Source organism: Anoxynatronum buryatiense (genome assembly GCF_900182905.1).
Taxonomy (GTDB): Bacteria; Bacillota; Clostridia; order Peptostreptococcales; family Tindalliaceae; genus Anoxynatronum; species Anoxynatronum buryatiense.
In genome coordinates this window covers 1-22,915 of record NZ_FXUF01000024.1, presented here as the reverse complement: position 1 = coordinate 22,915, position 22,915 = coordinate 1, and the positions used below count along the sequence as shown (strand labels likewise).

The following is a 22,915-nucleotide window of genomic DNA, read 5'->3' as shown; positions in this document are numbered from 1 at the left end:
GAAGCAAGTTAACGGATGAAAGGAGGCGTCAAGCATGGCAACAAAAAAATGGCAGCTGTATATTGACGGAAAATGGGTGGATGCATCAACAGGAAAAACCTTTGAAGTGACAAATCCGGCCACAGGAGAAGTGGTGGCCGAAGTGGCTCTGGCAGGGGAGGCAGATGTGGAGAAAGCAGTGCAGGCGGCTCACCGGGCCAAGGATATCTATGCCCAGATGAGCGTCTACGACAGGGCTGAACTCTGCGCCAAGCTGGCGGAAGAAGTGTTGGCCAACAAAGAAGAGATCGCCAGAGATCTTTCTCTTGAACAGGGCAAACCCTATCTGGAAGAAGCCCTGCCAGAGGTGGAGGAAACCGCACTGAACTTCAAACTGGCAGCAGAAGACATTGTGCGGGTGGAAACCCCCATCATCCCCTCCCGGGACCCCAATAAGCGGATGCTCACCTTTCGAAAGCCTCATGGGGTTTATGCCATCGTCACCCCCTGGAATTTTCCTGCCGTCATCCCGTCAGAGTACATCGGCCCCGGCCTGGGCATGGGAAACACCATGGTGATTAAGCCTGCCAGCTACACTCCCATCAGCGTGCTGCACATTGCTGCGTGCGCTGAAAAAGCTGGTTTCCCACCGGGTGTTTTCAATGTGCTCACAGGGCCCGGCGACACCGTCGGACAGCAACTGGTGGGTCATCCCCTCACCAATGCCGTCGGCTTCACCGGTGAAACCGTCACCGGACGGCAGATTATTCGGGCGGCAGAACTGAAACCAGTGCTCCTGGAGCTGGGTGGCAACGGCCCCCAGATAGTGCTGGAAGACGCTCACATTCAGGCGGCAGCAGAGGCGGCGGCCTTCGGCTCCTTCTACAATGCCGGCCAGGTATGCTGCGCCACAGAACGGGTTTTGGTGCATGAAAAAGTCAAAGATGAGTTTATGGCGGCCCTCATTGAAATCGCCAAGGCCTACGAACCCAAAGACCCCTTCGTTAATGAAGCGAAAATGGGACCCATGAACAATGAAGCAACAGCAAAAAAAATGGATCTTCACGTAAAAGATGCATTGGAAAAGGGTGCCTCACTGGTTTATGGCGGCGAGCGCCTCGGTGGAAAAAACAGCCAGCTCTTCTATCGTCCCACCATTTTGGATCAGGTGACGGTGGATATGCTGGTGAACCAGGAAGAAACTTTCGGTCCCATTGCTCCCATCATCACCTTTAAAGACGATGACGAAGCCCTGCGCATCGCCAATGGCACCAAGTACGGCCTGCAAATGGCGGTGTTCACCAGCAGCATGAAAAAAGCCTTCTACTTTGCCGACAGGCTGGAAGCAGGCAACGTGGTGATCAATGATTCCACCGACTTCTGGGAAGCCCACGAACCCTTCGGCGGAGGTGGTGGTAAAATGAGCGGTTACGGCCGATTGGGCGGCCGCTTCACCATTAATGACATGAGCTATCTGAAAACCTATCTGATTGATTTGGATAAGGTGCGGGGGTAAAAGAAATGAAGGCCCTTGCTGCGCAAGAAAGGGCACAAGAACTGGATGATATGAAAAACAAGTTAAAACCCCTGGGGAACAGGGGTTTTAACTTGTTGCCTCGCCGCAGGCTGAAACGACTAAAATGGCCAGTGGGTGCGGAGAGACGCCGAGATCAATAGCTGCGATCTGAATAAAATGGGTATGCTGGTGATCGAAACCCAGGTAAACCTGCAATTCCGATGGCACCCCCCTCCTTTCCGTTTTGCATGCCAACTGCCAATTTTCTTCCTAATCGTTGCCCTCAACATATTTCTTTTCCCATGCCTGAACAATCAGCCAGTAGGCAACAAACAAAAACAGAGTGGCAAGAAAGCTCCCTGCAAAACCGCCCAACATGCGTCGCAGGTCCAGTCCTACTCTGATAAAAACCAGCAATGAGGTTAAAACCCCTGTGAGTAGCGGCACTAAAAAGACATAAAACTGTTGTCCTTTTCTTTTCAGGGTCACGGGGTAGGTGATGGGAATTCCCTTGGCTGCCAGGATAAAAAACTGCGCCAGCGATGCGGATAACCAGACTAAAAAGAAGTCAAGGGTATCCATTAGGGTTTGATGGAGGACAAACCATCGATACAGTAGTACCGCAAAGATGCCAAACCAAAAAATGATATAACTCACGCTTTTTGCCACTTTTACATCGGCCATAACTCTCTCATCATTCATCATGTGACGCCTCCCTATTGGTTCTCCTCCAGCCAGAATAACTGATCAAGTGATTTGTTGAGCACTTTGCATAACTTCAGTCCCAAGGCAATGGTGGGATTGTACTTTTCTTTTTCAATCAGCCCGATGGTTTGCCTGGTGACACCGGTGCGTTCAGCCAGTTCCTCCTGAGTGAGCTGTTTTTCAATGCGGCTTTGCCGAACACTGTTTTTAATCATCCAAAACACCTCAATTCTGCACCATCTCAATTCTGCACCATGGATGCAATATATATGTTCCATCTTGATTGTAATATATATATTGCATTCCGTCAAGGGAAAAAACCGACGATCCTTTTGGTTCCTTCTACAATGCCGACTGGAGGGCTGCTTCACTATGGTTTGGTTTCGGTGGGTCGGGAAGTTGTTGATAAGCATTGCTGACATCACTGGGAAAACAGCGCCATCATTGTGTGATTAAACAGAAAATTTCCCCGTAAAGCTTGACAAGAGTTGAATCTCATTATAGAATGCCAGTATGAAAACGGTTCCATAAGCGAGGGCGGTTCAATGAGGCTAACCATTAACGATATTGCCAAAGAAGCCAAGGTGTCTAAATCAACGGTCTCCCGGGTACTTAACAACTCTGGTTATGTGCATAAGGAAACCCGCGAAAAGGTTGAAAAGGTGATTAAAGAAAAAATCTATTATCCTTCGGCTACCGCCAGGAATCTCAGTAAAAAAGAAAGCAACATTATTGGCGTGATTATTCCAGAGGCAAACAACACCTTTTTTGCAGAGGTGTTAAAAGGCATTGGTGAGGTGGTGGATGAAAATGACATGACCCTCATCTTTTCCGATACCAACAACGATTCGGTGAAAGAGGCCAGGGCCCTTGATATGATCAACATGCAAGGGGTTAGAGGCTTAATTATCACACCGGTGAATGATCACGACGACAGCGACGCCGAGAGAAAACTGAAAAAGAAATTAAGAGATCTCAAGATTCCCACGGTGATTCTCGACAGGGGCGTGAAAAACTCCCAGTGGGACGGGGTTTTTTTTGAAAATTATCAGAGTGCTTACTGTGCCACTGAAATATTGATTCAGGAGGGGCATGAAAAAATCGGAATCATCACAGGCGACCTGAACCTGAAAATAGGGAAGGACCGTTTCAGAGGGTACCTGGAAGCCATGAAAGACCACAACAGAGAGCCGTTGAAACGGTATATTTATGAGGGGAACTTCAGTGTGGAGAAAGCCTATCAGCTGACCCGCCAGTTCATCGAAAAAAAAGACATTCCCGACGCGGTGCTCACCTGCAATAACCTGACCACTCTGGGCTTTATGAAAGGGCTGAATGAATACCAGCTGGTGCTGGGAAAGGATATTGCCGCCGTTGGCATCGACAGTAATGAGGTGCTGGATATTTTGGGCTATAATTTCAGCTGCGTGGCCCGTGACTCTGTGGAAATGGGCCGGGTGGCCATACGAATGCTGCTGGAGCGATACCAGCATCCCAATAAGCAACGGTTGGAAAGTGTCATGCCCTTTAGCGTGTATCTGAAGGGCTCTGAAAGGAAAGTTCGGTCATAAGTGCCGCTGAAGGCTGAAACCACCAGGTGATGAGCTTGAATGGAACCACCAGGCAGGAGGTTTCCCTGGAGCTGGGGCGGGATATGGCTGGGGCATGGCACTGAAAGGAAAACGTTGGCAGGGTGTAGCAGTAAACTGGCTGACTGGACAGCTGCCGCAGATGGAAAAGAGAGCAACCATTACGTGATGATGACGATACGTGATGATGACGATTCGATAAGCGTCTGGAGCATGCAAGCGACAGTTTTTTTTATAGAAAATGTGGGAGCGGTTTCATATTTTATATCACAATATGGCCAAAATGTTTATATTTTAACAATAGAATCCTGTATTTATAAGGGTGAGCCCGGTTTCATTTATGAAAGTGTCAGCTTGCAAGGCAGCACCTCAGCATTTTGGCAAGTTGCCGGTGCTGAGAGCCATAGTAAACACATAAACCACAGAAACAAAGGAGGAGAAGGATCATGAGAAGAAGGCTTTTTGCAGTACTGTTGGTGTTCACACTGGTAGGCATTTTGTTGGCAGGGTGCGGTTCGCCGGCTCCCGCAGATTCGGGGCAACCTGAAGCGCCGGCTGAAACTCCGGCTCCAGCTGGTAACGATGACGGTGCGGCAGCATCCGACGAACCATACCGTATTGGTGTGATCGTGAAGGCCACCGATTCCGACTATTGGCAGACTCTGCTGGCAGGCGCAAAGGCGGCAGAAGCCGACAGTAATGGACGCGTGGTGGTCACCACCGATGGACCACCGTCAGAAATTGACATTGACCGGCAAGTATCCATTCTGGAAAATGTCATCGCCACCCGGCCAGATGCAGTGGTGATTTCTTCCACCAGCTCCGACGCCACTGTACCGGCTGTTGAAGAGGCCATGGCCAGCGGCATTCCTGTGATTACCATCGACAACAAGCTGAATACTGATCAATACACTTCATTTTTGGCCACTGACCATCGGTTGGCTGCCAGTACGGCAGCAGAGGCCATGGTCAGCGACTGGACAGCTAAAGGGATTGAACCTTCAGGCAAAAAGGTAATCGTCATCAGTTCAGTGGCGGGCACTATGGTCAACACCGCCAGAACAGAAGGTTTCATTGAAAAAATAACTGAGCTGGTGCCCGATATTGTGGTGCTTGAAACCCAGTACGGCGACAACGATATCACACGGGCCCTGAGTATTGCCGAAAGCACCATTGCGGCCAACCCAGACCTGATCGGTATTTTTGGTGACAACAACCACATGGGCGTCGGAATCGCCGCAGCACTGGAGGAATCCGGCAAATATAACGAAATCGTTTCCTATGCCTTTGACACCAACGAAGACCAGATTGAAGCCCTGCGCAACGGTATCTTAACCGGGCTTGTGGTCCAAGATCCCTTCGGCATGGGCTATAATGGCGTGATGTATGCCATCGATGCCATTGAAGGCCGAGCCGTTGAAAAAGACATCATTATCGATGCCACCATTGTCACCCAGGAGAACATGACTCAGCCGGAAAATCACAAGCTGCTGTACCCGCTGGAGTAAACCTTAGCTGAAAAACGCTGCCAGACTCAGTTGCTTATACCCTTTGAAAGAGGGGCAGGCAGTTAGGGGTGAATCAATTTGTGATCAACCGCCACCTGTCATCACCAATGATTGCCTGCCATCCCCATGACCATTTGTCACCACCTCGAAAGCATCACAGGCAGATACTCCTGCCGCATGGGTGTCATCCCATTGATTACTTCTGAAGATGATAGGTTTTGGGCAAATAGGCCTGTCCAGCAGGGGTATCATGCCTGTGAGCTTTCACAATTTGACCAGTGTTCGATCTTATTGGATGGAGAGGCAAAAGCAAGGTAGCTGAGACGCGCAGTAAGACAGAGCAATTAAAATCATCAAAATCAACAATGGCAACAGACCAACAGACCAACAGACCAACAGACCAACAGACCAACAGGGCAATTGGAGCAGATCGCATGAGCAGAAAAAGCATGACTGGTAGAAGCAGCATGACAGGATCAGTCAGGGGGCAAAGGATGGTGAAGCACGTGGAACAGGCACTTGAGCGGCACGCACCTGAAAACATCATTGAAATGCGCCATATTACCAAAGAGTTTCCAGGAGTCAAGGCCCTGGACGATGTCAGCTTTGATGTGCGTAAAGGTGAGGTTCACGCCCTGGTGGGTGAAAATGGGGCCGGCAAATCCACTATGATCAAAATCCTCATGGGGGTATACACCCGCACCGCCGGTGAGATCTACATTGAAGGAGAACCGGTGGATCTAAAGTCACCCATGCAGGCAGAGAAATACGGGCTGGGAGCCGTTTATCAGGATGTGAATCTGGCGAAAGATCTTTCGGTGGCAGAAAACTTTTACATGGGACAGTTGCCCAGCAACCGGTTCGGATTGGTGGATTACACCACCATGTTTCGGGAAACAGAAAAAATTCTTCGCTCCATCAATGTACATGTAAACCCACGGGCGGTAATCAATGAGCTCTCTGTGGCGCAGCAGGAGATGGTGGTCATCGGCAAAATTCTCCACTTAAAAGCGAAACTGGTTATTTTTGATGAACCGACAGCCTTACTAACCAACGAAGAAATCGAAGAACTTTTTAAAATCATTCATATGCTAAAAGAGCAGCAGGTGGGCGTCATTTACATTACCCACCGAATGGACGAAATTTTTCGCATCAGCGACCGGGTCACCGTCATGAAGGACGGCAAAAGGGTGGCCACCGTCAACACCGGCGAGACTGACGAAAATCAACTGATCACCATGATGGTGGGCCGCAACACAGAAAACATGTATGAAATCAAACAGGGTGAACTGGGCGCACCGGTGCTGCAGGTGGAAGGCCTCACCCGTGAAAACGCGTTCAGAAACATCACTTTTGAAGTCAAAAAAGGTGAAATTTTCGGCATGTTTGGCCTGGTAGGTTCCGGGCGCACAGAAATTGTCAGAGGGATTTTTGGAGCCGACAAGCTGGACAGCGGCACCCTCTTCATTCACGGGAAAAAAGTTGCTATCAACAGTCCCCAGACGGCCATTGAAAAAGGGCTGGCACTGATACCAGAAAACCGGAAAGACCAAGGCCTGGCACTGGAGCTGTCGATAGAAGTGAATACAAATATGGTGGCAATCAACAAGGTGTCTGCCCATGGGGTCATCAGCAAGCGCAAAAGCAACTCTCAGGCAGCCGCGCTGGTGGAGCGTCTCAGCACCAAAACACCCTCCATTCATCAGCTGGTGAAAAACCTGTCGGGAGGTAATCAGCAAAAAGTGGTGATTTCCAAATGGCTGGCTCAGGAAAGCGATATCTTTATTTTTGATGAACCCACGGTGGGAGTCGATGTGGGTGCCAAGCAAGAGATTTATAAAATATTTGAGATTCTGCTCAAGCAGGGAAAATCCATTATTCTTATTTCCTCCTACCTGCCGGAGGTCATAGGGCTCTCCAACCGTTTAATGGTGATGCATGAGGGAGAACAAATGGGAATTCTAAACAAATCAGACTTCAATGATGAAGCCATTCTGAAGCTCGCATCAGGATTGCGTTAGAGGGGGTTGACATGGACCATTTAATGAAAGGCATCAACAAGATGAAAGATAAAAAACCTGATAAAGGGAGCCAAAAACCCCTGGGAATGTTCAGCGCAGGCTTGAAAACCGAACTCTTTCTGTTGGCGCTGCTCACGCTGCTGGTGATTTTCTTCAGTGTGAAATCCGACGTCTTTTTCACTGCGGGCAACTTAAAAACCCTGACCAGACAGGCCTCCATTTATGGCATCATTGCCATCGGCATGGTGGTGGTCATCACCTCCGGTGGCATCGATCTTTCCGTTGGCTCTGTCACCGGTATTTCCGGCATTGTTGCTGCCATTCTCATGGTGGGGGGAACCCCCATTCCGCTGGCCATGCTGTTGGCCATTGGCTGTGGTGTATTGCTGGGGTTTGTGAACGGCATGCTGGTGCACGACGGCAAAGTGCCGCCCTTCATCGCCACACTGGGCACCATGACAGTGGTGCGGGCCATGATTATGCTGATTACTAAAGCCAGTATGATTTCAGGAATCCCCACCAGTTTCAGACAAATTGCCCAGCGAGAAATGTTGGGAGTGCCCTTTTTATTTGTAGTCTGGTGTATCATCATTTTGCTCACATGGTTTATGACGAAAAAAACCATCTTTGGCCGCAATGTGTACGCACTGGGAAGTAACCGGGAAGCCGCCCGATTAAGCGGTATCAACATTCGCCTGACCACCTACGGCGTGTATATGTTTTCCGGCCTGGTGTGCAGTATTGCCGGATTGCTGCTCACCGCCAGACTGGGTAATGGGGTGCCTACGGCAGGCAGCGGATATGAGCTGGATGCCATCGCCGCCGCAGTGGTGGGGGGGGCCAGCCTTGACGGTGGATCCGGCAGCGTGATCGGCACTGTGCTGGGGTCCATGATCATGGCTACCCTGCGCCAGGGAGGCGTTCTTTTGGGCGTGAACTCGTTTATTCTGGAGATCATCATCGGATCACTTATTGTGGTGGCGGTACTGCTGGATAAGTTGCGGAACTAAGACGGTACCCACCTGCATCAACAACAATTTGAACCATCAGGAGGCAAAAGGATGATTTATAAAAAAGTGGGAAAAATCAAAGAAGCCATCTCAGCCATCGGCATGGGCTGCTGGAACTTTGGCGGACAGTGGGACACTGAAGTGGGAGAAAACACCATTCGGCTGGTGCATACGGCCATTGACCAGGGCATCAATCTTTTTGATGTGGCCCCTATCTACGGGTATGGCAACGCTGAAATACTGCTGGGAAAATCACTGCAGGGCGGAAAGCGTGACAAGGTACTGATTGCCAGTAAATGCGGACTGGTATGGAGCCGGCAGAAAAGCGTGAAAAACGATTTGACAAAAGCCAGCATGCTGAAGGAAATCGACGACAGCCTCAAACGGCTTCAAACAGATTATATCGACATTTACCAGCTGCACTGGCCCGACAACACTACCCCCATTGAAGAAACTGTCAGCGCTCTGGAAGCCATCGAAAAAGCAGGAAAAATCCGCTATGTGGGTCTCTCCAACTATGGACCGAAGGATGTGGAAGCCTTCATGTCCATGAGAGAGATTCATGCACAGCAGTCACTGTACAACATGCTGGAACGCAACACCAAAAGCTACCACGAAATTCCCCTTGACTACCGTACTGAAGCAGAAATGTTGCCCATGGCGGCGGCTCACGAACAGGCCTTTCTCCCCTACAGCCCCTTGTTTCAGGGTCTTCTCACCGGCAAATTCAAGCGGGGGGGCAACTTCTCTGAAAAAGACATTCGAAATGCCAATCCCAAACTGAAGGGTGATGCTTTTGAAACCTATTACGAAGGGGCACTGGCCGCCGGCGATTTTGCCGACAAGATTGGACGCCCCCTGAATGAAGTGGCCTTCAACTGGCTCAGACAGCAACCCGCGGTCACCTCCATCATTGCAGGTGTTTCTTCTGTCAGCCAGTTGGAAAGAAACATTCAGTCCACCACCTGGGATTTGACAACAGAAGAGCTGGCAGAACTGAATGCCATCATTGAACCCTTTAAGAACCTGTAAACTCAGGGGATAGCGGATGACGCCACCAGCGAAAGATGAGAATCAAACCTTGTGAGGCAAGCGACCACCATGAAACAGGTCGAATGAAAAAGGGGCATATGATCAGCAGTGTCAAGCAAACAGGTATACTCACTCAGGTATGCTTACTCAGGTATGCTCACTAAAGAAAAGGCGGTGGCAGTATGAGTAAATGGTTACTGGCCCATGATTTGGGAACCTCAGGCAACAAAGCCACCCTGTTCACCACAGCGGGAGAGCTCATTGACAGTTGTACCTACGCCTATCCCACCCGTTTTTTCAACGGAAAATGGGCAGAGCAAAACCCCCTTGACTGGTGGCAGGCCTTCTGCGAAACCAACCGGCGGCTTCTGGCCGGTCGGGATGCCACCCAGGTGGCAGCGGTGGCCTTCAGTGGTCAAATGATGGGGTGCGTGTGTGTTGATGAGAAGGGCAGCGTGCTGCGTCCCGCCATTATCTGGGCAGACCAGCGAAGCGTAGCAGAGGAGCAGTACCTGCGTGAACGCATTGATCCATGGGAGTTCTACAAGATCGTGGGTCATCGTATTAGTGCCTCCTACAGCATTGAAAAGCTCATGTGGATACGCAACCATGAACCGGACGTTTTTAAAAAAACGCACCGGATGCTGCTGCCCAAAGACTACCTGATTTACCGGCTGACAGGTGCCTTTGTCACCGACTACTCTGATGCCTCGGGAACCAACGCCTTTGACCTTACCCGGGGAGAATGGTCTGACAAAATCATTCAAATGGCCGGCCTTGACCGGGAGATCTTTCCCACGGCATACCCGTCCACCCATGTGGCGGGAGAGGTTTCGACCGCCATTGCCAATAGCTGCAGCCTGGCACCGGGAACTCTCGTGGTGCTGGGCGGGGGCGACGGCGTATGTGCCGCGGTGGGAGCCGCCTCGGTGGAAGAAAATGTGGCCTATAACTATTTAGGGTCTTCCTCCTGGGTGGCCTATACATCCACGGAACCCGTCTTTGATAAAGAGATGCGCACCTTCAACTGGGCACACCTTATTCCCGGATGCTATGCCCCCACCGGAACCATGCAAGCGGCGGCCAACTCTTATAATTTCATGAAGCAGCATCTTTTTGAAGGCTTGGCCCTGCTGGAACAGGATCAAGAGAAGTCCATTTACCAGCTGATGGACAATCATCTCAGAGAAGCCCCTCTGGGTGCCCGGGGACTTCTCTTTCTCCCCTATCTTCTGGGAGAGCGAAGCCCCCGGTGGAACCCCAATGCCCGGGGGGCCTTCATCGGCCTGAAAATGGAGCACACCAAAAGTGATCTTTTGCGAGCCACGGTGGAAGGCATTCTCATGAACCTGGCCATCATTCTGAAGGTGTTTCAGTCCAAGTCCCCCATCACTGACATGAATGTCATTGGCGGCCTGGCCCAGAGCGACCCTATTCTTGAAATGCTGACAGATATTTACGATGTCAGGGTGCACAAACTGAATTACCTGGAGGAGGCCACCTCCATTGGAGCGGCCATCGCTGCCGGGGTGGGCAGTGGTTACCTAAAAGACTTTTCAGCGGTTCATCAGTTCATTCAACCAGTCAAGAGTCTGGAGCCCAGGGAGAAAAATCACCGGCAATATGAAGAAGTCAAAAGGATTTTTGACCAATGTTATGAAGCGTTGGTGCCCATTTATGACGAGCTGAGCCGCCTGTAAAATTCCGCATTTAAGAATCAAAACACTGAAGCGCCGAAGCATCCACATGCTGAAGCATCGGCGACAGCATCAGAATCTCCGAATAATGAAAGGATGAACACCATGAAGCTGTCTGTGGCCCAACTGGCTGCCATGATCGACCATACCCTGTTAAAGCCTTTTATCACCAATCAAGACCTACAAAAACTCTGTGACGAAGCCAAAGAATACCACTTTAAAACGGTTGCCATCAACAACGCGGCAATTCCCTTTTGCCGGGAAGCGCTGAAGAGCAGCGGCGTGCTCTGCGATGCGGCAGTGAGCTTTCCCCTAGGGCAATCCACCCTTGAGACCAAAGTGTTTGAAACCATTGACGCCATTGAAAAAGGAGCAAGAGAAGTAGACTACGTGGTGAACCTGGTGGAAATCAAGAACCAGAACTGGACCTACGTGGAAGATGAAATGCAGCGAATCGTGGCGGTCTGCGACAAACGACAGGTGATATCAAAGGTGATTTTTGAAACCTGCTATCTCACTGATGAAGAAAAACGCCGCCTTTGCCAAGTGGCCCTCAAAGTAAAACCCACCTTCATCAAAACCTCCACCGGTTTTGGCACCAAAGGTGCCACCCTTGAAGATGTACGGCTTATGAAATCCTGCGTGGGAGATGCCATCAGCATTAAGGCATCGGGAGGCATTCGTTCCATGGAGGATGCTCTGGCCATGATTGAGGCCGGTGCCGGCCGCATTGGTACCAGCAGTGGTGTTGCCATTGTTGACCAATACCGCCTTCATCAGGCAGAAGCTGCGAGCAAGTGACATTTTGTTATCAATAGCACCACCATCCCCCTTTCCCCCCTGTAGTCACAATAATCTGTGAAACAGGGGGGGGTTCTTTTTGGGAGCATTTAACATCTGATGACTGGAACGAAGGCGCTATTTTGCAACTGATTTTAGCCGGCTTTAGAAGGCTGCCTTTAGATGACGGATGATATTAATCTTGAAGTTGATGCTGATCTCTTCCGGTGTGCAGGTGATCTTCTTTTTTCCCGTGGTCTCGCATCATCAGCATCATGCCGATATGCATCAGCGGGCAGATGAGAAAAACAGCAAAAGGAACCAATCTTCCCAAAAATCCAAGATCAATGCCCATACGGGGCAAAGCTATCAGGGCAATCATTGGCACCAGGCACAAGAGCATCATTAATCCGTGCTTATGCCCCTTTTTTTCATGTTGTTCGTTGTGGCCGTTCCGATTACAATGGTTCAAGGCTATTCACTCCTATCTTTTTAATCAATCTTTACAGTTTGCTGGTGTGTTATTGTTGCATGCTTCAGCCAATTACCCACCATCAGAATCACAGTCATCACCACCAACGGTAAATAATATTTTCATGCATGAACTCCTCTCCGTTTTTGTCAGTGCTTTTGATGACCAGTATATAGATCAGCAATATTCGTGCCAGATTTTGTGGCAGCCTAACCAAATTGCACGACAGTCTTCAACGATGGACAAAAACAACCTCCTAAACCTGTTAAGTCTGTTGCTGGCGGTGCCGCTCCGGCTTAAGAAATAGCCTGTTCAAAAGAAGCTGAGAAAAAAGTTTTAGCATGACTTAGCGCGTTCCTTATTCGCTGTTCCCGATACTTTATGCTCGAAATGCCGTTGCTGGCGGTGCTGCTCTGTAGGATATGCTACAATAGAAGTAAAAAGGGTATCTTTTACCACATACGACCGGATGGACAAACACCTTTTATCCTTCAGTGTTGCTTCCAACCTGTCATCAATAAAAAAATCTAAATAAGAAACCTATTTCAAGAAATGAGTGTTTATCATGACGAATAAAGGAAAAGGGAATTTGACCCTGGTGCTGGTGCTGATTTTAGGAGTCACCGGGCTTCACTACGGCACCACGAAAAGTCCCTGGGCCATACACGACTTCTATCGGCGACTATATTATATCCCCATCATCCTGGCGGCTTTCCATTTTAAGCTGCGGGGTGGTTTTATGGCGTCTGCGCTGGTGATGTTCCTCTATGCCCCTCACCTGCTTCTGTATTTTGGCCGGCTGGACATAACGGTTATCAACCAACTATTGGAAGCGGGCATGTTTATGGTGGTGGGTGTCATCACAGGATATCTGGCAGAGGAATCTTATCGCCGCGAATTGCAGTTGCAACGCCAACTGTCACAATTGATGAAAATGGATTTGCTGGAACGTAAACTGCGGCAGAGCGAACGGTTGGCCTCGCTGGGTCAGCTGGCCTCCGGCATAGCCCATGAAATCAGAAACCCTCTGGGCATCATAAAAACCATCAGCCAAACCCTTCACCAGGAGGCCCTGGAAGCCGGGGAAGATTCTCTGACAGAAGGTCTGCACATCATCGAAAGCGAAACAGACCGGGCCAATAAAGTGATCAAAGGCATGTTGGACTTTGCCCGGCCAGAGCCCCTTCATTTAAAGCCCACCAATGGAGAACAGGTGCTTCATGAGTTGCTCACCGTCCTGCGGTCTTTGGCCAAGCAGCATCAGGTGGAAATAGATAGCCGGCTGCAGTCGGTGCCACCCTTACAGGCCGATGCCGACAGGCTTAAACAGGCGCTAATGAACCTGATGCTCAACGGCATTCAGTCCATGGAGCAGGGCGGTACCCTGGCCCTTTCATTGGAAAAGGGAACTGACAGCATGGCCCTCATCACCATTACCGACCAGGGTCAGGGTATTGACAAAGAGAGCTTACCCCACATTTTCGACCCCTTCTTCACCACCAAAGAGGGTGGCACCGGGTTAGGACTCTCAGTCACCCACCGGATCATTGAAGAACACCGGGGAACCATCGATGTAACCAGTGAACCGGGCAAAGGCACCACCTTTAAGCTTCACCTGCCCCTGGCGCAGAACCATATTGAGGAGGCACCACATGAAACCTAAAATACTCATCGTGGACGATGAAAAGAACATGCGCTGGGCCATCAGCCGGGCCCTGGAGAAGGAAGGCTATGTGATTTACGAGGCTTCCAACGGTCGGGAAGGCATTGAAGCTTTTGAGCGCCACCGCCCGGATGTGATGCTGCTGGACCTGAAGATGCCGGTGATGGATGGAATGGAGGCGCTGAAAAAAATCAAGGAAAGCACCACCACCACCACCACCTCTGTTCTTATGCTCACCGCCCACGGCACCATGGAAACCGCTATTGAAGCCATGAAACGGGGGGCCATGGACTACCTGTCAAAACCCTTTGACGTGGAGGAGCTGAAAGTTCAAATCCGTAAGGCTCTACATGTCAGTGAGTTGGAGGAACAGGTCACCTACCTGAAAGAAGCCACCGCCTTTGAAACCGGCAACGTGGTGATTGGCAACAGTCAACCCATGAAAGAGCTGATGGCCATGGTGGAGCGGGTGGCCGCCACCCCTGCCACCATATTGATTCAGGGAGAAAGTGGCACAGGTAAAGAAATCATTGCCCACTTAGTTCACCACAACAGCCCCCGGCGAGACAAACCTTTCATCAAGGTAAACTGCGGAGCCATTCCAGAAACCTTGATCGAGAGCGAGCTTTTTGGCCACGAAAAAGGGGCGTTTACCGGGGCCGTCAGCCGAAAAATTGGCAAGTTTGAACGTGCCCGGGGAGGCACAATACTGCTTGATGAAATAGGCGAGTTGAGTTTATCTATGCAGGTAAAACTGCTCAGGGTGGTGCAGGATAAAGAAATTGAACGGGTAGGCGGATCAGAGACAGTATCTGTGGACGCCCGGGTCGTTGCGGCTACCAACCGCCAGTTGAAAAAAATGACAGAAGAAGGCACCTTTCGGGAAGACCTGTATTACCGGCTCAACGTCATCCCCCTGCACATACCACCCCTGCGTGATCGAAAAGAAGACATCCCCGGCTTTGTGCACCATTTTATGAAGGCGTTTTGCAGTGAAATGGGCCGAAAATTGATGACCCTTTCTCCCAAGGCCATGGCGCAGCTGGTGAACCATCCCTGGAAAGGCAATGTACGGGAGCTTGAAAACTATATTGAGCGCCTGGTGATTTTGTCTCCAACAGACGACGTTCAGGAGGTGGACTTGCCAACCCCAGGCACCACAGGCACTTCAGGCACCTCAGATACCAAAAAAGACAGCGGAATACAGCTGCCGGAAGAAGGCATTTCTTTGGATGAGCTGGAAAAAAACCTGATACTGCAGGCTTTGGAAAAAACCGGCAACAATCAAACCAAATCCGCCCAGCTGTTGGGCATCAGCCGTCATACGTTAATGTATCGTATGGATAAGCACGGCATCAGCAAGTAATGATTTCCAGCGTCAATAGGCATATCATCATTTCCGATGGCAGTCCAATGTGGCTGCCATCGGAGGTTGAAGACAAAGGGATTTAGCCAGGCCAGCTGATTCCAATCTTGTGTGTTTTTAGTCGAAAGTCTCGAAAACAGCGCCTGAACTCGCTGCGCTCAAACAGCAGGCGCTGGCGGTTTTCTCGCCTTTTCGAAAAACACTGACAAGCTTTCCAAGGCTGTCCTTTAACAAACCCCTTGTCTTCAGCTTATTTTGTCTACAGTCTGGGACAGCCTTCGGGCTGCTTTTTTCTTATTTCATTACAGGTTGTCATTTTGGGTATTAGAACTATCAAAGGAAAATCTACCGTCAAGAAGTTCTGCCGAAAGAATGAGATTGAGTGGATTCAAAAGAAGCCATCAATTACAAGCCACTCACCAGAGTCGCGAGACACATAAAGTCTTTCATGATCTGCATGAAGGGAGCGGATTTGTGTGAAAACCTTTCAGGATTTCCTAAACACCATCGAAGACCCTGAAAAGAAGGGAAAAATGGAAACCATACTGAACCATATCAGGGAAAAATATCCTCAGTTACAGGAAGAGATCAAATGGCACCAACCCATGTTCAGTGACCATGGCACCTTCATCATGGGATTCAGCCTGGCCAAAAACAACATTGCTGTGGCTCCCGAAGCTGTAGTGATCAAACACTTCGAAAAAGATATCCAAAAGGCCGGCTACACGCACACACCCAACCTGTTTCGCATTAAATGGACAGATGAAGTGGACTACCACCTGCTGGAAAAAATGATTGAATACAACATGGAAGAAAAAAAAGGCATGAAAAGGTATTGGAGATAAGTCCGCCGGCTGGTGTCACCAACAAAGCTGGCAGACTTTTGATTCGACGGTGGCCAGGAAGTACTGGTACTTCTACCCAGCACATCCGAATCAGCGTAAGAAACAAACGTATACGCTGCACAGGGCTGCTCGCTCATGGCATAGTAAAGACAGGTAGGGAGCTGGAAAGATGCAATCCGTCAATGCGACAGACGTGCGTAAAGACTTTGGCAATTACATCGATGAGATTGTTCGAACCAATAATAACAAAAACCACCCCATTGTCAAGGACAGTGAGGTGGTTTTTTTCTTCCCGCCATTAACCGCTTGTGCAAAAAAATGACCGCTTGTGCAAGAAGCATTGAAATGAAACAGGCAGGTTGTTAAGATGAGTACCGACTTGAAAGACGTGAAGGCAGCTTAACCTGCTGAGGTTAAAGACAAAGGGATTTGGCCATGGCAGCGCAACCTGCTTATGATAACAAGGAGGCGTTCATCACATGAAAATTGATAGGAGACTTGCAAGAATCATCAAAACATTGGTGGAAGAGATGGTGAGGTTCATGGAAGGCATTGCCATCAGAAAAAAAGCAACGAGAGGCGTAGCACTGACCCTGGCGATGCTGATGCTGAACCCATTCACAAGCACCGGCGTTTTTGCAGCGGCACACGAACCGGCAACGATCACCGCCTTTGCCAAGCTGCCTGGGGAGACGGCCATGCAGCGGTTGACCGTGGGCGCAGCAGAATCGCTGATAGACCTGCCGGAACAACTGAGTGTGACCATCAGTGTCTATTCAGCAGCGTCCAGTGTTTCTTCAGCAGCGCCGGAGAACCGCAGGTCTGAAGAAGGGCACCTGGGAGAAACCCTTGCAACAGAAGCAACAGAAGCAGCAGAAGCAGCGGATTCAGAAAACCAGGGAGAATCACCACAAGAGGGTGCCGGCAGTTCAGCCTTGGACAATGGCGACACAGAGCAGCGAAAAAACGAAGAAAACCTTTCAGAAAAAAGAACACTGACAGGCATCACCTGGCACATCAACACAGCCACCAGCAGCTCCAAGACTTTTCACTCCCATGAAGCCGGAGGGGTTTTTTACTATGAGCCGGTGCTGCCAAAGGGCTACGACCTTGCCGCCGGTGCACAGCTGCCCCAGATTAAAGTCGAGATCGTCGAGGGAGAAACCATTGAAAACTGGGCCTTTTATCAAACCAAGACCATCGACGGCATCGAAATCACCGTCAAGGCAGAAAAAGACGTGTTTCCAGAAGGCGCAGTGCTTCATGCCAGGAAAGTAACCAGCCCGGCAGAAAAAGAAAAAATAGAGGAAGCCGTCACCAGAGAGGTACAGGCACAGCACGCCGCAACAAAGGTGGCCCAACTGGTTTCCTTTGATATCACCATCACAGATGAAGACGGCAACCAGCTTCAGCCCGATACCAGCAAAGGCGAAGTCAGGGTTTCCTTTGCCCAAATGCCGGAGACACCAGAAAAAGACACCGCCACACAGCTGAAAGTCTTCCACCTGGATGACACCCTCCAGCAGGCACAGGCACTGGAAACCACTGTGGATCACGAAGCAGGCACACTGGAAGCCCCTGCGGCACATTTTTCCGTGTACACAGTGATTTTGCTGGGTGGCGGCAGTGTTTACGACATTTCAACAGGCCCACTGACCATCAACAGCAGCAACCTAAGCACCTATGACAATGCCACCATTACAGGAGCCGTATCGAATACAGCCGAACAGCTGACCATCGATGGGGTAACAGTGAACCTGACCATCGAGGATTTAAGCATTACGATGACTGGTCATGGCGGAAATATGTCGGGCATTACCCTGAAAAATGGTGCGACATTGAACCTCACCCTCAAAGGAACCAATGCACTCACCGGTGCTTACGGCGGTGCAGGCATTGACGTGCCCCAGGGCTGCACGCTGAACATCACGGCAGCGAGCACCGGCACCCTGACAGCCACCGGCGGTAACAGTTATGGGGGCGGTGCCGGAATCGGTGCCGTTGGCAATCAATGGACGCCAACTTATCCAAATGGCTCCATTCAGTCGGTGGGCACCATCCACATTGCCGGAGGGACCATTATCGCAAAGGGCGGCGCAGTCAACTATGGGGGTTACATTCTGGGCGCTGCCGGCATCGGCGGATCGGTGGAGAGCACCACCGGTACCATCACCATTTCCGGCGGAAGGGTCACAGCTACCGGCGGGGCAAGTGCCGCAGGTATTGGCGGTGGGCACAGCGGTCGCGTTGAGAGCATTACCATCGAAGGTGGCATCGTGTCAGCGACCCGTGGTTCAGATGGTGCCGCCATCGGTTCTGGATTTAACGGGTTACCCGTCGGTGCGCTGTCCTGCGGAACCATTGCCATTAACGGAGGCGCCGTAACAGTTGATGGTCATATTGGGTACGGTGGAGTCCATTCATACTCCACCAATGCTGGTGGAGCGGTTTCCATTGGGAGTAGTGCCGCCATTACAATGAAAAATGGCGTGATTGCACCTGCCGTTGGGGGCGTCAGCACCTACCCACTATCTGTGACGATTTATGACGGAAGGCTCACTGGTTCCATCGAAAATGCCACCTACACCATCGGCGGAAGAACTTATCAGGGAAGCATTCACCTAAGTGAAAACTACGTGGGGACCCTTTCAAGCACCCTTGTGGTGGGGGGGGATCCCCTTTCTGCAACGGAAGCCGTAACGATATCAGGAAACGGTTATGCTTGGACGGGAAGCTGGGTGAGTGGCGTTCCTGTGGAAGTCGGAGAAAAACTGTACCCCGTGTATCTGTGGTTCTATGATACGGCGATCACCGATGATATCACCGGCGTCTTGGTATCGGCACAGCGGAACGGAACTCCTCTGAATGCGGATGCTGCAAGTGGTGTGGTGCAGTTTGTCTGTGACGGAAAGGTGACACAGCAGCGGGAAGGTGCTGGGAAAATAACTGCATGGATGTCTGCTGGCGCAGGAACGACGGTGTCTGTCACAGTAGCCAGTCTTAATGACGGGAATGAAATCAGTAAGAGTGACCAGACAATTAAGGCTTCCGGGGACGGAACCACGATTATCATGCACGATACCCTGGTAACAGAACAGCTTTCAGGTCCGCTGGATCTTTCTTATGGAAACATCACCTTTGCAGATAACGGCGGAAAGCTGAGTATTACCCATACCCCCAATGAAGGGGAGAGTGAAGTCACTGTAACCGGGCAGTATTACGAGAATGAATATGAGATCATCCAGTCAAATAACGATACCGTCACAACCAATCAAATTGTTTTCCAGAACACATCAGCCTTTGTCAAGGTGAAGCTCAGTGGCGTCAACATGGCGTCCCAGGGAAAGGCCATTGACCTGCAAACAGCCAAGGCACAGCTGGATCTATCGGGAGCCAACACCATTGATTGCGGCGGCGGTGACGCGGGCACTGCGGGCGCCCGCTATATGGGCATTCGTGCAGGCGAAGGTTCAGCCCTTCGAATCACTGGAAACGGCAGCTTAGAGGTGAAAAACCCTTCCAGATTAGGCACGGGCATTGGAGGATTCTATCATTATAGCGGGCTTGGAGCGGATACCATAATAGAAGGCGCCGGAACAATTGAGATTGAGAGCGGAACCATCACTGTCTCCGGTCAAACAGGACCGGCCATGGGCAGCAGTTACAGATATGAGGGGGATCATCCCGGCAGTATTCACATTTCTGGGGGAACGGTCAATGCTGCCACCAGCAATAGCGGTGCTGCCATTGGGGGAAGCGAAAGCGGTACTTCTCCGACCATCCATATCAGTGGCGGAACTGTATCGGCGACAAGCACTGGAACATGGAGCGGGGCCGCTTTTGGCGGCGGCTTTAAATCCAAAGGCGGAGGAGTCATTACCATCTCCGGCGGCAAGGTGACGGCAGCAACATCAAACAGAAGTGCCGCCATTGGCGGCGGATGGCAGGGCACCAGTCCTCCTATCACCATCTCCGGCGGAACAGTGGCCGTATCTGGAAGGATTGGTCGTGGAGATGACGGAAACGGCGGCTCACTGACCATTACCGGCGGAACCATCAGCACCACTTCAGGGGGAAAGCCCACCATCAATGGCATCACACCCACCAACAGCAGCAGCGAAGCCGTCTATTACACGCAGGCACAGGTGGGGGGGATTTACGGAGTTTCGTCACCAGTCACCAATGCATCTGTTACAGGCGGCAGTTATGGGTTTGACCATGTGAATACCGATGCCAGTGGCCTGTTGCATTTGTTTTTGCCGGCAAGCAGCGAAAATGCAACCACAGCCGCCTTTAACGGCATTGCCTATCAGGGGACCATCACTCCCGCCGGCCCCAACACACTGAAAAGGAACATTCCCTTTGCGGTGTCAGAAGGAACGGTTACCAGCACTGGTGCCACCCTGCATGCAACAGCGAATGCAGGCAGTACCATCTACTATGTGGCCAGCAGCACAGCCCTTACAGAAGGCAGCCAGGTGGCAGGTGCTGCTGGGGTGCAGAGCATGGCGGCCTCCGGCGAAGCGGACCCCATCACCCTGACCAACCTGTCGGGAGCAACCACCTACACCTACTACCTGACAGCCAGGGAGGGTGACGACTACTCTGATGTGGAGGCAGTCACCTTCACCACCCTCAAAATACCCATTACCGGTGCCACGGTGACCATCACCGACGGGGATCACTTCACCTATGACGGCACAGAAAAAACCCCCACAGTGACAGTGACCCTGGCGGGAGAAACCCTCAGCGCCAGCCAGTATCAAGTCAGCTACTCCAACTCCAATGGGGGAGAAGGCAACCGTACAAACGCAGGCACCGTTACCGTGACAGTCGCCGCAGTGGCCGATGGCAGTTACTCAGGCACCGTCAGCCAAACCACAGGCATGACCTACACCATCGCCAAAGCACCACTCACCGTAGCGGCGGTCACTGCCACTGGCAGACCCTTTAACAATACGAAGCAGGTGAGCATCACAGGTGTAACCCTAAGCGGAATCGTCCCAGATGACAATGGAAAAGTGAGCGTGGACACCTCCACCCTCACCGGTACCCTCAGCAGCCCAGATGCCGGCACCTACGAGGCCCTCGCCCTTTCCACCCCGATGACCTTAACAGGCATGGCAGCCGGCAACTACCTGGTGACCCAGCCAACCGCACCAGTTGCTTCATCGGTTCAGATCACCAGAGCAGCGGATTTCAGCCTGACAGGCACCGCTGCCATGGTGAAGCATCAGGCCAACTACAAGACCGAACTGGATCTCACCCAGCTCAGCAGCTACCCTGAGAATCTGGGAGCCACCCCAGCGTTTGCAGTCACCAGCGGCCCCGGGTATAACGGCCTGACCAGTGCAGCGGTGAACGCAAACGGCCTGTTGACTTTGGTGGCCGACAATACCGGTAACAGCGCTGCAGACGTTGTCACCGTCAGTGTGACAGGCATGGGTAATTATGCCGACAGCCTGATCACCGTCACCGTGAACTACACAGACAAAACACCGGTGACCATTACCGGCGTTGCAGGACAGAACGGCACTTACAATGGCACCGCCCATGGGGGCTATACAGGCACACCCACCAGCAGCTACACCGGTGCTTATGAAATCACTTACACAGGGCGAAACGGTACCACCTATCACAGCACCACAGCACCAGTGGTGGCAGGTGATTATGCCGTCACTTTCAAGGTGCCCGACAGCCATCCAACCTATATGGGTGCTGTCACTGTCTCCTTTGAAGTTGCCAGGGCAACCATCATCATCACCGCCGATGACAAAAGCATGACAGCGGGGGGCACCCTGCCCAGCTTCACCGTCAGCTATACAGGCATGGCAGCGAGAGACACAGCCGCCAGTATTTTCACAACCCCTGCCACTGCCGCCACCACCACCGACGGCAAAACAGTGGGCAGCTATCCCATCACAGTGAGCGAACCCGTGCTTACGGCTGAGGCAGCCCGTCACTACATCCTTGGGGCTGTTGTCAATGGCACGTTGACCGTCAGCGCGTCATCCTCCGGTGGTTCCTCAGACGGCGGCTCTTCTGGTGGGTCATCAGGTGGTTCCTCCGGCGGTTCTTCCTCTGGGGGCAGCCGTGTTCCAACACCAGCCACAACACCGGCGAAAACGCCCAACCAGCCGGTGACCGAAAGGGTTCCTGTCACGGCCACACCAGGGCAAAATGGAGGGGCCAGTGCCGCCATCCCGGATCAAAGGGTGACCGATGCCATTGCCAGGGCACAGGCGGAAGCAACGCGTCAGAACAAGACAGAAAACGGACTTGCAGTGGCACTGGACATCACCATGCCAAAGGGGGCCACTTCCCTGAGCGCCACCCTTACCGCCAGTTCACTGGACAGCCTTGTGAACGCAGAAATCAGCAGTCTGGAAATCAGCGGTGCCCCTGTGAAGGTAAGCTTTGACAAAAAAGCGCTGGCTGAAATCAGAAAGCAGCGCACGGGCAATATCATCATTCGCATCACACCCCAGACAGCCCTTTCAGAGGAAGCAACAAAGATCACTGGCACAAGACCGGTGTATGACATCACCGTGAATGATGGAAGGGGGACCATCATCAGCTTTAATGGTGGCATCGCAACGGTATCAATTCCCTACACACCAGCAAACGGTGAAGCCGTGGGCGGCCTGTACGCAGTGCATGTGGACAAAGAAGGCAACACCACCCGACTGGCCCATTCCGCTTACGACACCAACAGCGGCGCGGTGATCTTCA

17 protein-coding genes are annotated in these 22,915 nt (G+C 51.4%); 14 read left to right on the top strand and 3 right to left on the bottom strand.

Features of this window, described 5'->3' with window-relative positions:
- Window positions 1–34 precede the first annotated feature (34 nt).
- Window positions 35–1,495, top strand: coding sequence for an aldehyde dehydrogenase family protein (locus tag QOL74_RS17855; RefSeq protein ID WP_283410866.1), 1,461 nt, complete (start codon window positions 35–37; stop codon window positions 1,493–1,495).
- A gap of 270 nt (window positions 1,496–1,765) precedes the next feature.
- Here the strand turns inward: QOL74_RS17855 and QOL74_RS17850 are convergent, their stop codons facing one another.
- On the bottom strand, window positions 1,766–2,200 hold the full coding sequence (locus QOL74_RS17850) for a hypothetical protein (protein ID WP_283410865.1): 435 nt from the start codon (window positions 2,198–2,200) through the stop codon (window positions 1,766–1,768).
- Between the two features lie 11 nt (window positions 2,201–2,211).
- The gene (locus QOL74_RS17845) at window positions 2,212–2,415 is read right to left on the bottom strand and encodes a helix-turn-helix transcriptional regulator (RefSeq protein WP_283410864.1); all 204 of its coding nucleotides are present in this window, start codon (window positions 2,413–2,415) and stop codon (window positions 2,212–2,214) included.
- 330 nt (window positions 2,416–2,745) lie between these two features.
- Here QOL74_RS17845 and QOL74_RS17840 point away from each other — a divergent pair, with 330 nt between their 5' ends.
- The 8 genes from QOL74_RS17840 (at window position 2,746) to deoC (ending at window position 11,858) form a co-directional block, all read left to right on the top strand.
- Entirely contained in the window at window positions 2,746–3,771 is a 1,026-nt protein-coding gene (locus QOL74_RS17840; RefSeq protein ID WP_283410863.1) for a LacI family DNA-binding transcriptional regulator, read from the top strand.
- Window positions 3,772–3,810: 39 nt separating this feature from the next.
- A complete protein-coding gene (locus tag QOL74_RS17835) occupies window positions 3,811–4,239 on the top strand; it encodes a hypothetical protein (RefSeq protein ID WP_283410862.1) in 429 nt (142 codons plus the stop codon).
- The gene (locus QOL74_RS17830) at window positions 4,236–5,297 is read left to right on the top strand and encodes an ABC transporter substrate-binding protein (RefSeq protein ID WP_283410861.1); all 1,062 of its coding nucleotides are present in this window, start codon (window positions 4,236–4,238) and stop codon (window positions 5,295–5,297) included. Before QOL74_RS17835 ends, QOL74_RS17830 begins: the two co-directional genes overlap by 4 nt.
- A gap of 434 nt (window positions 5,298–5,731) precedes the next feature.
- Complete coding sequence (locus QOL74_RS17825; protein WP_283410860.1) at window positions 5,732–7,318, top strand: sugar ABC transporter ATP-binding protein; 1,587 nt, start codon at window positions 5,732–5,734, stop codon at window positions 7,316–7,318.
- A gap of 242 nt (window positions 7,319–7,560) precedes the next feature.
- A complete protein-coding gene (locus tag QOL74_RS17820) occupies window positions 7,561–8,328 on the top strand; it encodes an ABC transporter permease (RefSeq protein WP_430383885.1) in 768 nt (255 codons plus the stop codon).
- 51 nt (window positions 8,329–8,379) lie between these two features.
- Window positions 8,380–9,360, top strand: coding sequence for an aldo/keto reductase (locus QOL74_RS17815; RefSeq protein WP_283410858.1), 981 nt, complete (start codon window positions 8,380–8,382; stop codon window positions 9,358–9,360).
- 182 nt (window positions 9,361–9,542) lie between these two features.
- Entirely contained in the window at window positions 9,543–11,060 is a 1,518-nt protein-coding gene (xylB, locus tag QOL74_RS17810) for a xylulokinase (RefSeq protein ID WP_283410857.1), read from the top strand.
- A gap of 102 nt (window positions 11,061–11,162) precedes the next feature.
- Window positions 11,163–11,858, top strand: a complete 696-nt coding sequence (gene deoC, locus QOL74_RS17805; RefSeq protein ID WP_283410856.1) for a deoxyribose-phosphate aldolase — start codon at window positions 11,163–11,165, stop codon at window positions 11,856–11,858.
- A 175-nt stretch (window positions 11,859–12,033) separates the two neighbouring features.
- Here the strand turns inward: deoC and QOL74_RS17800 are convergent, their stop codons facing one another.
- Complete coding sequence (locus tag QOL74_RS17800) at window positions 12,034–12,309, bottom strand: DUF2933 domain-containing protein (RefSeq protein ID WP_283410855.1); 276 nt, start codon at window positions 12,307–12,309, stop codon at window positions 12,034–12,036.
- Between the two features lie 565 nt (window positions 12,310–12,874).
- Between QOL74_RS17800 and QOL74_RS17795 the strand changes: the two genes are divergently transcribed.
- The 5 genes from QOL74_RS17795 to QOL74_RS17775 form a co-directional block, all read left to right on the top strand.
- Entirely contained in the window at window positions 12,875–13,972 is a 1,098-nt protein-coding gene (locus QOL74_RS17795; RefSeq protein WP_283410854.1) for a two-component system sensor histidine kinase NtrB, read from the top strand.
- A complete protein-coding gene (locus tag QOL74_RS17790) occupies window positions 13,962–15,338 on the top strand; it encodes a sigma-54-dependent transcriptional regulator (RefSeq protein WP_283410853.1) in 1,377 nt (458 codons plus the stop codon). Before QOL74_RS17795 ends, QOL74_RS17790 begins: the two co-directional genes overlap by 11 nt.
- 476 nt (window positions 15,339–15,814) lie before the next feature.
- Window positions 15,815–16,183 carry an iron chaperone gene (locus QOL74_RS17785; protein ID WP_283410852.1) on the top strand — a complete coding sequence of 123 codons (369 nt, stop codon included), beginning with the start codon at window positions 15,815–15,817 and terminating at the stop codon, window positions 16,181–16,183.
- A gap of 169 nt (window positions 16,184–16,352) precedes the next feature.
- Window positions 16,353–16,505, top strand: coding sequence for a hypothetical protein (locus tag QOL74_RS17780; protein ID WP_283410851.1), 153 nt, complete (start codon window positions 16,353–16,355; stop codon window positions 16,503–16,505).
- A gap of 157 nt (window positions 16,506–16,662) precedes the next feature.
- A partial coding sequence (locus QOL74_RS17775; RefSeq protein WP_283410850.1) for a beta strand repeat-containing protein occupies window positions 16,663–22,915 on the top strand: 6,253 nt, incomplete at its 3' end.

What these genes read in the sequence shown, in the direction of transcription:
- QOL74_RS17845 (WP_283410864.1), bottom strand. Translation starts at nt 2,415, where the DNA reads ATGATTAAAAACAGTGTTCGGCAAAGCCGCATTGAAAAACAGCTCACT.
- QOL74_RS17855 (WP_283410866.1), top strand. Translation starts at nt 35, where the DNA reads ATGGCAACAAAAAAATGGCAGCTGTATATTGACGGAAAATGGGTGGAT.
- QOL74_RS17795 (WP_283410854.1), top strand. Translation starts at nt 12,875, where the DNA reads ATGACGAATAAAGGAAAAGGGAATTTGACCCTGGTGCTGGTGCTGATT.
- QOL74_RS17835 (WP_283410862.1), top strand. Translation starts at nt 3,811, where the DNA reads ATGGAACCACCAGGCAGGAGGTTTCCCTGGAGCTGGGGCGGGATATGG.
- xylB (WP_283410857.1), top strand. Translation starts at nt 9,543, where the DNA reads ATGAGTAAATGGTTACTGGCCCATGATTTGGGAACCTCAGGCAACAAA.
- QOL74_RS17840 (WP_283410863.1), top strand. Translation starts at nt 2,746, where the DNA reads ATGAGGCTAACCATTAACGATATTGCCAAAGAAGCCAAGGTGTCTAAA.
- QOL74_RS17825 (WP_283410860.1), top strand. Translation starts at nt 5,732, where the DNA reads ATGAGCAGAAAAAGCATGACTGGTAGAAGCAGCATGACAGGATCAGTC.
- deoC (WP_283410856.1), top strand. Translation starts at nt 11,163, where the DNA reads ATGAAGCTGTCTGTGGCCCAACTGGCTGCCATGATCGACCATACCCTG.
- QOL74_RS17780 (WP_283410851.1), top strand. Translation starts at nt 16,353, where the DNA reads ATGCAATCCGTCAATGCGACAGACGTGCGTAAAGACTTTGGCAATTAC.
- QOL74_RS17815 (WP_283410858.1), top strand. Translation starts at nt 8,380, where the DNA reads ATGATTTATAAAAAAGTGGGAAAAATCAAAGAAGCCATCTCAGCCATC.
- QOL74_RS17830 (WP_283410861.1), top strand. Translation starts at nt 4,236, where the DNA reads ATGAGAAGAAGGCTTTTTGCAGTACTGTTGGTGTTCACACTGGTAGGC.
- QOL74_RS17790 (WP_283410853.1), top strand. Translation starts at nt 13,962, where the DNA reads ATGAAACCTAAAATACTCATCGTGGACGATGAAAAGAACATGCGCTGG.
- QOL74_RS17820 (WP_430383885.1), top strand. Translation starts at nt 7,561, where the DNA reads ATGGTGGTGGTCATCACCTCCGGTGGCATCGATCTTTCCGTTGGCTCT.
- QOL74_RS17850 (WP_283410865.1), bottom strand. Translation starts at nt 2,200, where the DNA reads ATGATGAATGATGAGAGAGTTATGGCCGATGTAAAAGTGGCAAAAAGC.